Annotated in this window: 10 protein-coding genes; 5 read left to right on the forward strand and 5 right to left on the reverse strand. The window is 74.8% G+C overall.

Features of this window, described 5'->3' with window-relative positions:
- Window positions 1-112: 112 nt before the first annotated feature.
- Window positions 113-1,726 carry a flavin monoamine oxidase family protein gene (locus CCE02nite_RS04675; RefSeq protein ID WP_141388512.1) on the reverse strand — a complete coding sequence of 538 codons (1,614 nt, stop codon included), beginning with the start codon at window positions 1,724-1,726 and terminating at the stop codon, window positions 113-115.
- Between the two features lie 356 nt (window positions 1,727-2,082).
- Between CCE02nite_RS04675 and CCE02nite_RS04680 the strand changes: the two genes are divergently transcribed.
- Window positions 2,083-2,721 (forward strand): Rid family hydrolase, encoded by a 639-nt coding sequence (locus CCE02nite_RS04680; protein ID WP_141388513.1) that lies wholly within the window; start codon window positions 2,083-2,085, stop codon window positions 2,719-2,721.
- A gap of 53 nt (window positions 2,722-2,774) precedes the next feature.
- Here the strand turns inward: CCE02nite_RS04680 and CCE02nite_RS04685 are convergent, their stop codons facing one another.
- Together CCE02nite_RS04685 and CCE02nite_RS04690 are read right to left on the reverse strand one after the other, a co-directional pair.
- Window positions 2,775-4,310, reverse strand: coding sequence for a helix-turn-helix domain-containing protein (locus tag CCE02nite_RS04685; protein WP_141388514.1), 1,536 nt, complete (start codon window positions 4,308-4,310; stop codon window positions 2,775-2,777).
- A gap of 159 nt (window positions 4,311-4,469) precedes the next feature.
- Window positions 4,470-5,171: an exonuclease domain-containing protein gene (locus tag CCE02nite_RS04690; protein ID WP_141388515.1), complete on the reverse strand. Its 702-nt coding sequence runs from the start codon at window positions 5,169-5,171 to the stop codon at window positions 4,470-4,472.
- A 145-nt stretch (window positions 5,172-5,316) separates the two neighbouring features.
- On the opposite strand from CCE02nite_RS04690, the gene CCE02nite_RS04695 reads away from it, so the two are divergent.
- From CCE02nite_RS04695 to CCE02nite_RS04710, 4 genes are read left to right on the forward strand one after another with little or no spacing between them, the layout of a single operon-like run.
- On the forward strand, window positions 5,317-6,441 hold the full coding sequence (locus CCE02nite_RS04695) for a GuaB3 family IMP dehydrogenase-related protein (protein ID WP_141388516.1): 1,125 nt from the start codon (window positions 5,317-5,319) through the stop codon (window positions 6,439-6,441).
- A gap of 8 nt (window positions 6,442-6,449) precedes the next feature.
- Window positions 6,450-7,043 carry a GNAT family acetyltransferase gene (locus tag CCE02nite_RS04700; RefSeq protein WP_255318632.1) on the forward strand — a complete coding sequence of 198 codons (594 nt, stop codon included), beginning with the start codon at window positions 6,450-6,452 and terminating at the stop codon, window positions 7,041-7,043.
- Window positions 7,040-8,104, forward strand: a complete 1,065-nt coding sequence (locus CCE02nite_RS04705; RefSeq protein ID WP_141388517.1) for a GNAT family N-acetyltransferase — start codon at window positions 7,040-7,042, stop codon at window positions 8,102-8,104. Before CCE02nite_RS04700 ends, CCE02nite_RS04705 begins: the two co-directional genes overlap by 4 nt.
- A 9-nt stretch (window positions 8,105-8,113) precedes the next feature.
- Complete coding sequence (locus CCE02nite_RS04710) at window positions 8,114-9,757, forward strand: succinic semialdehyde dehydrogenase (RefSeq protein WP_141388518.1); 1,644 nt, start codon at window positions 8,114-8,116, stop codon at window positions 9,755-9,757.
- Between the two features lie 31 nt (window positions 9,758-9,788).
- Here CCE02nite_RS04710 and CCE02nite_RS04715 read toward each other — a convergent pair whose 3' ends face one another.
- The gene (locus CCE02nite_RS04715; RefSeq protein WP_255318633.1) at window positions 9,789-10,325 is read right to left on the reverse strand and encodes a SanA/YdcF family protein; all 537 of its coding nucleotides are present in this window, start codon (window positions 10,323-10,325) and stop codon (window positions 9,789-9,791) included.
- A 309-nt stretch (window positions 10,326-10,634) separates the two neighbouring features.
- Window positions 10,635-11,612 (reverse strand): DUF4031 domain-containing protein, encoded by a 978-nt coding sequence (locus CCE02nite_RS04720; protein ID WP_141388519.1) that lies wholly within the window; start codon window positions 11,610-11,612, stop codon window positions 10,635-10,637.
- Window positions 11,613-11,614: the final 2 nt, after the last annotated feature.

The following is an 11,614-nucleotide window of genomic DNA, read 5'->3' on the forward strand; positions in this document are numbered from 1 at the left end:
ACGGCCCGGCGTCCGGCCCCTGGCGGGGCCGGGCTCCGGGCCGTCGTCGTGCCAGGGCACGCCGTCAGGCCGGCGTCCCGTCAGGACGACGCGCCGGGGTGCGCCGAGCGCCTCACGAGGCCATGACACGGGTGTGCAGGGCCTGCACGGCGTACCGGGCCGCCCAGAACGCGCCGTGCTGCCACGCCGAGATCTCCGACATCCAGTCGCCCGCGAAGTACACGTTCCCCGCCCCCTGCTGCAGCTGCTTGAAGCGCGAGGACTGCGTGTTCGGGTAGGCCCAGGCACCCTCGATGTAGGGCACCTTGTGCCACGCGATGGAGAACGAGCTCTCGAGCTCGGTCCGGTACTTCTCGCCGTGGATCTTCACGCCCTGCTCGACGGCGCGCATCTCGCGCTGCCGCGGCGTCATGTCCGCGTAGGAGCGCGCGTTCGCGCCGGTGTTGTAGTAGCCGACGACGAGGCCACGACGCTCGCCGTACCCGTAGGAGGGGTACCAGACGTGCGCGAGGTCCATGTCGGTCTCCGTGATGCCGCCGTAGATCCGGTGGTCGTCCTCCCAGAACCGCGAGCGGTACTCGAGCCCGATCTTGCCCGCCGGGGACCCGACGGCGAACTCGCCGAGGGCGGCGTCGACGTCCGCGCCCCAGTTCGTGTCCCACCGCCGCATGAGGCCCGCGGGAGCGGCGACGATCGCGAAGTCCGCGTCGACCTGGCGGGCCTTGCCGTTCGGCGCGGTGTAGGTGACCGTGACGCCGCTCGTGGTGTTCCGCACCCCGGTGACCGGCGAGCTGAGGTGGACGTTCTGCTTGCCGATGGCCCGGACGAAGTAGTCGTAGGTCGTGTCCATGCCGCCCTTCGGCTGGAACATGAGCATCGACTGCTCCCAGTTGATCTCGAACGGGAAGTACTGCCCCACCTTCGACGCGAGCACCTCCGAGACCGTGCCCGGGCCGGGGAGCGGCGTGCCGTGCTCGTTCCAGGCGGACGGGTAGACGGAGTAGCCCCGGTTGTCGCCGCCGCGGTAGCTGCCGTCGGACTGCAGCGACCCCCAGGACCGGAGGAACGCGCGCAGGTTCTCCTTGTCCGCAGCCGTGAGCTTCTGGTCGAGCGCGCCCTGGTCGGTCGCGTAGCTCAGCAGCTCGGACGTGTAGCCGAAGACGTCCGCCTTGGCCGTGCGGTACCGGACGGGGTTGCCGGGGGTGGCTCCCGTGCGCTCGTTGTAGAGGTAGGCGTCCGCGTTCGCGTTGGTGAACACCTCGTAGGGGACGCCCAGCTCGCGCAGGTAGTCCATGGTGACCATCCACTGCGCGATGCGTCCGGCGCCCGCGTTCATGTACACGCCGTCGGAGAACCGGGCCTTCTGCGTGACGCCGTTGACGTCCGTCTCGGAGTCGCCCCCACGTATGGTCAGCGTGCGCCCGCCCGGCCGGTGCCGCGCCTCGAGCACCGTCACCCGGTAGCCCGCCTTCTTCAGCTCGTACGCGGAGGCGAGGCCCGCGGGTCCGGCACCCACGACGACGACCTTCTTCGCGGAGCGGCCCGTCAGGTTGAAGTCGCTGCCCCGCGGCGGTGTCCACGACTCGTTCCGCGGCTGGGCGGCGGCCGTCGGCGCGAGCCCGACGGCGCCCATCGTCGCGAACATGACGCCGGCGCTGGAGCCGACCCCGACGGCCTGGAGGAAGTTGCGGCGCGAGACGCCGGACGTCTTCTCGTCAGTGACCATGTGGCTGAGCCTCTCGTCCACGGCCTGACGGACGGAGTGCCCGGCCCACGATGCCGGGTGCCGCCGTCAGCACCGCCGCCGACGCTAGGGACGCGTCGTCGCGAACGCGGGTCCGGGACGTTTCGCGTCCGTCAACGCGCGGCGGTTCGCGTAAACGTCTCGTGACGTCTGCGTGGTGCGGGGTCGCGGGACCGTGCGGCACGGGCGTCGCGCGCCCGAGGGCGCGGGCGACGAGCGGACACGCCGCCGTCACGACCCGGAAACGGTCGGCGTCTAGCGTCGCGGCTCCGGCGGCCGTCGTGGCCTGCCGGAGCGGGCGCCAGGGCGGCGCCCGCCGTCCCCGCCTGGAGGCCTGCATGAAGAACCGCACGAAGGTCGTCGTCGCCGTCGCCGTCACCGCCGCCGTTGCCGTCCCCGGCACCGCCGTCGCCGCAGGGAAGCTCTTCGAGCCGAAGCCCACCGAGTCCTTCTCGTTCGTCACGGGCGACACCCCGTCGATCGCCGACGGCGTCGCGTTCGGCAAGAACGTCGCCTGGTACAAGTCCTCGGGCCTCGGTCCCTCCGCGATGAACACGGCGCCGGGGGTCGGTGCCGAGGAGCGCTACATCCCCACCGACGTCTTCCCCGGCGGGGTGCTGCCGGCGGGCGTCACGATCACCGAGGCGCAGGGGATCAACGTCCTCATGCGGATCGGCGAGAACCTCGAGCGCGCCGGGTTGTCCTACGACGACGTCGTGTCCATGCGCGTGTTCCTCCAGAACCCCGCAGGCCAGGAGAAGATGGACTTCGCCGGCTGGAACCGCGCCTACCGCCAGTTCTTCGCCAACACGAACCTCGCGACCGGGAAGCCGATCGACGTCCAGCTCGGCTCGGCGACGACCGCCCCGATGGTCGTCAACGCCGCGCGGCCGTCGCGGTTCGCGCTCGAGATCGAGAACCTCCCCGTGAACGGCTGGCTCGTCGAGGTGGAGGTCGACGCGGTCTACCCGAAGTGACGCCCGACGGGCCGGCGCCCTGGAGGGTGCCGGCCCGTCGTGGGGTCGTCGACTCAGTCGCGGAAGGTCTCGATGGTGGCGCCCAGCTCGCGCAGGCGCTCCGTCAGGCCCTCGTAGCCGCGCGCGATGATGTCGACGCCGCGCAGGACCGAGGTGCCCTTCGCCGCGAGCATCGCGAGCAGGATGACGACGGCGGGGCGCAGGGCCGGAGGGCAGCTCACCTCGGCGCCGGACCAGCGCGTCGGGCCGGTGACCTGGAGCCGGTGGGCGTCCAGGAGCCGCACGTCGGCCCCGAGGCGCGTGAGGTCGGTGAGGTGGATGGCGCGGCCCTCGTAGACCCAGTCGTGGATGAGCGTCGTGCCGTGCGCGTTCGCCGCGATGACGGCGAAGAAGGGCAGGTTGTCGATGTTGAGCCCCGGGAACGGCAGGGGGTGGATCTTGTCGATCGGCGCCCGGAGCTCGCTGGGGTGCACGGTGACGTCCACGAGGCGGGTCCGACCGTTGCGCGCCAGGTACTCAGGGCTCAGCGTGTAGCGCAGCCCCATCTCGGACAGGGTCGCGAGCTCGATCTCCATGAACTCGATCGGGACGCGCGCCACCGTGATCTCGGAGCCGGTGACGATGCCCGCGGTGAGCAGGCTCATCGCCTCGACCGGGTCCTCCGAGACGGCGTACTCCACGTCCACGTCGATGTCGGTGCGGCCGTGGACGCGCAGCGTCGTCGTGCCGATGCCCTCCACCCGGACGCCGAGCAGCTCGAGGTAGAAGCACAGGTCCTGGACCATGTAGTTGGGGCTCGCGTTGCGGATCGTCGTGACGCCGTCGCGCCGGGCCGCGGCCATGAGCGCGTTCTCCGTGACGGTGTCGCCGCGCTCGGTGAGCACGACCGACAGGTCCGTGCCCGACGCCGGGGCCACCGTCGCGTGGTAGTTGCCGCCCGTCGCGGTGACCGCGAGGCCGAACGGCCGCAGGGCGATCATGTGGGGCTCCACGGTGCGCGTCCCGAGGTCGCAGCCGCCGGCGTACGGGAGCTCGAACGTGTCCCGGAGCCCGAGCAGCGGGCCCAGGAACATGATGATCGAACGCGTGCGGCGCGCGGCGTCGACGTCGATGGCGGCGAGGTCGAGCTGGTCCGGCACGACGATCTCGAGGTCACGGCCGCCGGTCGTCCAGGTCGCCCGGACGCCGATCGAGCGGAGCACGTCGACGATCCGGTCGACCTCGACGATGCGGGCGACGCCGCGCAGCGTGGTGCGCCCCCGGTTGAGCAGCGACGCGCACAGGAGCGCGACCGCGCCGTTCTTGGAGGAGTTGACCTCGATGCGCCCGGACAGGGTGTGGCCGCCCTGGACGCGCAGGTGCGCGTGCTTGGGCCCGCCGAGGCTGATGATCTCGGAGTCGAGCGCGAGGCTGATGCGGTTGAGCATCTCCAGGCTGAGGTTCTGGGCGCCCTGCTCGATGCGGTGCACGGCGCTCTGGCTCGTGCCGAGCCGCTCGGCGAGCTGGGTCTGCGTGAGGCCCCGGTTCTGGCGTGCGCCGCGGATGAGCGCGCCGACCTGCGTGAGAGGGGCGTCGTCGATCACTGTCATGCGAGCGACGATAACTCATGGATGAGATATTCACGCGACGACGCCGCGCAGCGATGGCGGGATCACGGGTTCATCACACGATCTCCATCCGTGTCGTGAGATAGGTGACGACCGGTCGGGCCTGACGGCTCGTGCCGGGTCGGCCATGGGGCACGTCCGCTACGAGGGCCAGCGGCCGTCCGCGCCCGCCCCGACGTAGGGCGGCTCGCGCTCGGGGTCCAGCGCGTCGACCCAGCGTCGGTGCGCCGCGACCTGGAGGTCGTGGAGGGCGTCGGGGCCCAGGGCGCCGACGTCCGGGAAGGCGCGCGCGAGGGCGTCGAGGAGGTCGAGCGTGGCGAGCACGTCCGCGTCCGCGGTGTGCAGCGGGCCGACGTCGAGCACCTCGTAGCGCGCGCAGAGGTCGACGAGGCGCCGCTTGCCCTCGCGGGCCGGGTCCCACGCGCGGTCCAGCACGAGCGGGTCCAGCACGGGGCGCACGGGTCGCCCGAGCCGGACGGCGAGCGTCGGCAGGCCGTGGCGGACGAGCTCCGCGTCGAGGAGCGACAGGTCGAACGCGGCGTTGTACGCGACGAGCGGCACCCCGTCGCGCAGGGCGTCGACGACGAGCGTCGCGATCTCCTCCAGCGCGGTCGCGGGCGCGACCCCGTGGGCGGTCGCGTGCGCCGTCGTGACACCGTGGATCGCCGTCGCCTCGGCAGGGATGTCGACGCCCGGGTCGAGGAGCCACGTGCGCACGTGCGTCGACCCGGGCTCGCGCAGCACGAGCGCGGCGGTGACGATCCGGTCGACGTCCACGTCGACGCCCGTGGTCTCGGTGTCGAGACCCAGGAGCGGTCCCGCCGTCCAGGGCGTCGTCGTCATGGTCCACCTCGGGGTCTCGCTCGGGTCCCGGTGCGCGTCGCGCCCGGTGCCGCCGGACGCCCCGGCGACGAGCGTCACCCTGCCAGCGCCCACCCACAGGGCGGTCGTGCCGGTGGCGGGTTCGGCCCGCCGGTAGGCTGGCCCGGTGAGCAACGAGATCGAGATCGGACGTGGCAAGCGCGGTCGGCGCGCGTTCTCCTTCGACGACGTCGCGGTCGTGCCCTCCCGGCGCACGCGCGACCCGAAGGAGGTGTCGGTCGGCTGGCAGATCGACGCGTACCACTTCGAGCTGCCGATCCTCGCGGCGCCCATGGACTCGGTGATGAGCCCGGCCACGGCCGTCGCGCTCGGCAACCACGGCGGCCTCGGCGTGCTCGACCTCGAGGGCCTGTGGACCCGCTACGACGACCCCACCGCCCTGCTCGAGGAGATCGCGACCCTCGAGCCGCTCGAGGCGACACGGCGCATGCAGGAGATCTACGCCGAGCCGATCAAGCCCGACCTCATCACGCAGCGCCTCAAGGAGATCCGCGCGGCGGGCGTCACCGTCGCCGGCGCCCTCTCGCCGCAGCGCACCCAGGAGCACTACCAGACCGTCGTCGACGCGGGCGTCGACCTCTTCGTCATCCGCGGCACGACCGTCTCGGCCGAGCACGTCTCGGGCGTCGCGGAGCCGCTGAACCTCAAGCGGTTCATCTACGAGCTCGACGTCCCGGTGGTCGTCGGCGGTGCGTCCACGTACACCGCGGCGCTGCACCTCATGCGCACGGGCGCCGCAGGCGTCCTCGTGGGCTTCGGCGGTGGGGCCGCGCACACCACGCGCGTCTCGCTCGGCATCCACGCGCCCATGGCGACGGCGGTCGCGGACGTCGCGGCCGCTCGCCGCGACTACCTCGACGAGTCGGGCGGCCGCTACGTGCACGTCATCGCCGACGGCGGCGTCGGCCGCTCGGGCGACCTCGTCAAGGCCGTCGCGTGCGGTGCGGACGCCGTGATGATCGGCGCGGCGCTCGCGCGCGCCGAGGAGGCGCCGGGCCAGGGCTGGCACTGGGGCTCCGAGGCGCACCACGCGCAGCTCCCGCGCGGCGAGCGTGTGCGTGTCGGCACCGCCGGCACGCTGGAGGAGATCCTCTTCGGCCCGGGCCGCCAGGCGGACGGGACGCTCAACCTCGTCGGCGCGCTGCGGCGCGCGATGGCGACGACCGGCTACTCCGACCTCAAGGAGTTCCAGCGCGTCGAGGTCGTCGTCTCGCCGTACCAGCCCCGCTGAGCCGCGCCGTGACGGGACGGGTCGCGGACGGACCCCGGCTGAGCCGCGCGGGCGACGGCGCGCCGGACGAGGTGCCCGACGACGGCCGTGCCGGGACGGGCGCGGACGTCACGTTCGCGGAGGTCGCGGACGGCGACGTCGAGGCCGTCGTCGCGCTGTGGCGCACGTGCGGGCTCACCCGGCCGTGGAACGACCCGTACCGCGACCTCGCGGACGCGCGCCTGGGGGAGACGTCGACGGTGCTCGTGGGCCGGGTGACGCGCGACCTCCCGCGACCGGCGTCCGACGACGGCGAGGCCGGCGGCGCGGTCCGCGCGGGCGAGGTCGTCGCGTCGGCGATGGCCGGCGTCGACGGGCACCGCGGCTGGCTCTACTACGTGGCCGTCGACCCGCGTCTCCAGGGCAGCGGCACGGGGCGTGCCACCGTCGTCGCGGCGGAGGCGTGGCTCGCCGCGCAGGGCGCGCGGGCGGTGCGCCTCATGGTGCGCGCGACCAACGACGCCGTCCGCGGCTTCTACGAGCGCCTCGGCTACACCGACCAGGAGTGCGTCGTGCTCGGCCGACCGCTCGGCGCGCCGGACGCGCGCGACGCCGGGCGATGACGCCCGGCCCCGCCTGGGCTCCTGACGGCGACGACCTGGTCGCCCTGGAGGCCGAGCACCGCGCGCGGGTCCGCGCGCTCGACCCGCTCGTCGCGGTCCCGGAGCTGGGCGCGGCCCCGGAGGACGAGCGCCTGCTCGCCGTCCGGCTCCCCGACGGGTCGAGGGCCGCAGGCCTCGTCACGGTCGGCGCCGTCGGCGCGGACTCCTCGGCCGCGCTGTTCCGCCCGCTGCGCGAGCACCGACTGCGCGCCCGGGCGGCGGGCCCGGACGTCCCGGGCGCGGTGGCGGCGCTCCTCGCGGCGTGGTCCGCACGCGTCGCGCGGGACCCCGGCACGCCGCCCGACGGCGACGGCGTCCCCCAGGTCGGACCTGCTCCGCGCGACCACGGGATGGTGGTGCTCTGGCCGAGCCGGGACGTCGGGGCGGCCGCGGCGCTCGCCGCGCACGGCATGCGCCCGACCGTGCACCTCGCCGCGCGCCGTGGGACCGCACCGGGTGGTGCGGCAGGACACGGTCCGGCAGGCCTGGTCGTGCGCGACGCGACGCCCGACGACGTCCCGGCGCTCGTCGAGCACCAGCTCGCCGAGCTCGCGTACGACGAGCTCGTGGGCGCCGCCCGGGTGCGGCCCGGAGCACGGGAGCATCTCGCGACCCAGGTCGCGGGCGCGGTGGCGAACCGGGCCACGACGTTCCTCGTCGCGACGGCGCCGCCGTCGGACGGTGGCGGGACCGCGGACCGGGACGGGGAGGTGCTGGGTGTCGTCGCGGTCGAGCCGCCCGAGCGGTCGGGTGCGGTCGCCGGGGCGGTCACGACCGGCCCGGTCGCCTACCTGGTGCTGCTGCACGTGACAGGCGCCGCGCGCGGCGCCGGGGTCGGCGGAGCGCTCGTCGACGCGGCGCTCGCGCGCGTCCGGGAACGCGTCGACGAGGACGCGGCCGTGCTCCTGCACCACGGCGTCCTCAATCCGCTCTCGGCACCCTTCTGGGCGCGTCAGGGCTTCCGCCCCGTGCTGACGACCTGGGAGCTCCCCGTCGCGGGCACTGTCGGTCCGACGACGTAGCCTGTCCCCATGACGAGCTCATCCGGCACCCCCGGCACCGGTCCTGGCGAGGGCGCCGCGCTGGACGGCCCGATCGACCCCGAGAACCCGGCCGCGACCTACGTCCTCGAGCCCGAGGTCGTCGCCCCGCTCGCGCAGCGCGTCGTCACCAGCAACGAGGCGGGCATGCACCGCTCCGTCCTGCCGTTCACGGGTGCGCCGCTCGCCGCGTTCCCGGTGTCCTCCGTCGAGGACGTCGCGCGGGCGGTCGACCGGGCGCGCGCGGCCCAGCCCGCCTGGGCGGCGCGCTCCGTCCGGGAGCGCGCGGCCGTGCTCCGCCGGTTCGGCGAGCTCGTGCTCGCGCGGCAGTCCGACGGGCTCGACCTCATCCAGATGGAGTCCGGCAAGTCGCGCCGCAGCGCGTTCGAGGAGGTCGCGGACGTCGCGATCCTCACGCGCCACTACGCCCGGCGCGGGCCTCGTTACCTCGCCGACCGCCGCGCGCCGGGCATGCTGCCCGTGCTGACGGGTACGCGCGTGCACCGTCGCCCGGTGGGGGTCGTCGGCGTGATCGCACCCTGGAACTACCCGTTGACGCTCGCGTTCGCGGAGGCCGTGCCGGCGCTGGTCGCCGGGAACGCCGTCGTGCTCAAGCCGGACCCGCAGACGACGCTCAGCGCGCTGTGGGGCGCCGAGCTGCTCGAGGAGGCGGGGCTGCCCGCCGACCTGTTCCTCGTCGTCGCGGGCGGCGGCGACGTCGGCGCGGCGGTGACCGACCACGTGGACCACATCGCGTTCACCGGCTCGACGGCGACGGGTCGCAAGGTCGCCGCGCGCGCGGGCGAGCGGCTCATCGGGGCGACCCTGGAGCTCGGCGGCAAGAACCCCCTCTACGTCGCGGCCGACGCCGACGTGCGCGCCGCTGCGCGCGGCGCGGTCCGCGCGTGCTTCTCCAACTCGGGGCAGCTCTGCGTCTCGATCGAGCGGATCGTGCTGCACGAGGACGTCGCCGACGCCTTCCTCGACGAGTTCGTGCCGCTCGTCCGCGAGATGCGGCTCGGGTCCGGGCTCGACTACTCCGCCGACATGGGGTCGCTCACGTCGCAGGCGCAGCTCGACCGCGTCGTCGCGCACGTCGAGGACGCCATCGCGCGCGGCGCGCGCGTCCTCGCGGGCGGCGTGCACCGCGCGGACATCGGCCCGTGGTTCTACGCGCCCACGGTGCTGGACGACGTGCCCGACGACGCGGCGTGCGCCCGGGAGGAGACGTTCGGTCCGGTCGTGTCCGTGCGCCGGGTCGCGAGCGACGACGAGGCCGTGCGGGTCATGAACGACTCCGAGTTCGGGCTCAACGCGAGCGTGTGGACGCGCGACGTCGCGCGGGGCCGCCGGATCGCGGCGTGCGTGGAGGCAGGCACGGTCAACGTCAACGACGGGTACTCCGCCGCCTGGGGTTCGGTCGGCGCACCGATGGGCGGGTTCAAGGCGTCCGGCCTCGGGCGTCGGCACGGCCGCGAGGGGATCGAGGCGCTCACCGAGGCGCAGACGATCTCCGTGCAGCGCGGCGCGAACCAGGGCCTCACGCTCGACACGCTCTACGGGATCGGCGGCGAGCTCCCCAGCACGGTGCTCACGACCGCGCTCGACGTCATGCGCCGCCTGCGCCTGCCCTGACCGCACCGCCCGTGCCCGGCGCGGTGCGTCCTCAGCGGCGCACGGCGTCGAGCACGGCCTTCGTCGCCGCGGGGACCTCGCGCACGCGGTAGAGCACGGCCTTCCACGGCTCCACGCTCGCCGCGCTGACCCCGATCCCGACGGCGTCGAGGCCCGCGACGCGGCACGAGAAGAGGGTGCGCGGCAGGTGGTAGCCCTGCGTGACGACCACTGCCGTGCCGACGCCGAACTCGGACACCGCGCGCGTGCACGTCGCGTGCGTGTCGAAACCCTCGCGGTCGAGCAGGATCGCGTCGTCCGGCACGCCCCGGTCGAGCAGCCACGCGCGCATGGACCCGGGCTCGTCGTAGTCGTCGTGCGCGTCGCCGCTCACGAGGACGACGGGCGCGACGCCCCGACCGTAGAGCTCCGCGGCCGCGTCGAGCCGGCGCCGCAGGTACGTCGACGGCGACCCGTCGGGTCGTAGCCCCGCACCCGGGACGACGATCGCGTCGCTCGGCGGCACGTCCGCCGGGTCGGCGACGTGCGCGCGCCCGACGCCCTGCACGACGACGAACGGCGCCAGCACGAGCACCGCCAGCCCGACGGCCGTCCACAGAGTGGCGCGTCGGCGTCGGGACCCGCGGGCCCGGAGCGCCCGGGCCGGACGCGCGGGAGACTCCGGCGTCGGGGCGGGGACCGGGGTCGGCGCCGGGATCGGCCGTGGTTCGTCCGCTGGTGCGGAGGGCGCGGGGGGTGTGGCGGCCGCAGGCGACGCCGGATCGTCGGTCACGGCCCGACCCTAACGCCGAGCACGTGGTGGTGACCCGTCGATCATGAGTCGGTGGCCCGTCGGGCGGCCGGGACGGTCGGCAAGCTCACGGCCCGTGTGGACGGTTCAGGCGGGGGCGTCGAGCTCGGCGAGCTCGTCGAGGAGGTTCGTGCGGGCCCGGTGCTCCCAGAGGGTCGCGCCCTGCGGGGTGCGGAACAGCGGCCCGTCTCCGAGCAGGCCGCGCAGGACGGCGGCGCGGCCGGCGCGGAAGGCGTCGTCGGGCACGTGGGCGTACTCCGCGCGCACCTGCCGGGCGTACCGCGCGTACCGGTCCGGCGCGGAGCCGAGGATCGCGAGGTCGGCGTCGGACACGAGCGCGCCCGGCCCGTCGCCGGCCGCGGGGGAGTGGTCCGTCGTCACGAGCACGAGCCGGACGACCTCCGCCACGGCCGCGGCGTCGAGGTGGCCGGCGAGCCGGGCGTCCGCGAGGTCGGAGGACCGTTCCTCGTCGCGGCCCGCCTCGCCGTCGTGCACGGCGTCGTGGAACCACAGCGCGAGCTGGGTCGCCGCGGCGCTCCCCGGTGCGGCTCCCGAGCCGCCACCCGTCGGCCCGTCCGACGCCGCGCCGCCGCCCGCCCGCGCGGGCGCAGCGACGTCGTCGGGCACCCCGGGCGGGCGCCCCTCCAGGAGCGCGAGCGAGTCGAGCGCGTGCACCAGGTGCTCGGGCCCGTGGTAGACGCGGTGCGGCTCGTGCCAGCGCTCGACGAGCTCGACGCCCACCTCGCGCGCGCCGGGGAGCAGCGCGTCCCAGCGGGCGAGCAGCGCGTCGGCCTTCGCCGCGCGCCGCGCCCGCCCCGGCACGCGCAGCCCGGACGCCCCGAGCCGCCGGGCGAGCTCGCGCCCGCCGACGGGCACGGCACCCGCCGCCACGGCGACGTCGTACCGCTCGGCGGCGACGTCGTAGTGGTCGAGGTCGAACGCGCGGCGGCTCACGCCGATCGAGGCCGCGAACGCGTGCAGCTCCGCCAGCGAGGCGTCCGACACGAGATGGCTGAACAGCGTCCCGTGGGCGGGCCACGCCGGTGGGTCGATGAGGACGGTCACCG

This window comes from Cellulosimicrobium cellulans (assembly GCF_006539945.1).
GTDB classification, from domain to species: Bacteria; Actinomycetota; Actinomycetes; order Actinomycetales; family Cellulomonadaceae; genus Cellulosimicrobium; species Cellulosimicrobium cellulans.

Bases quoted from the DNA above. Each gene is read 5' to 3' on its own strand.
- CCE02nite_RS04705 (WP_141388517.1), top strand. From the start codon at position 7,040: ATGACGCCCGGCCCCGCCTGGGCTCCTGACGGCGACGACCTGGTCGCC.
- CCE02nite_RS04710 (WP_141388518.1), top strand. From the start codon at position 8,114: ATGACGAGCTCATCCGGCACCCCCGGCACCGGTCCTGGCGAGGGCGCC.
- CCE02nite_RS04690 (WP_141388515.1), bottom strand. From the start codon at position 5,171: ATGACGACGACGCCCTGGACGGCGGGACCGCTCCTGGGTCTCGACACC.
- CCE02nite_RS04685 (WP_141388514.1), bottom strand. From the start codon at position 4,310: ATGACAGTGATCGACGACGCCCCTCTCACGCAGGTCGGCGCGCTCATC.
- CCE02nite_RS04680 (WP_141388513.1), top strand. From the start codon at position 2,083: ATGAAGAACCGCACGAAGGTCGTCGTCGCCGTCGCCGTCACCGCCGCC.
- CCE02nite_RS04675 (WP_141388512.1), bottom strand. From the start codon at position 1,726: ATGGTCACTGACGAGAAGACGTCCGGCGTCTCGCGCCGCAACTTCCTC.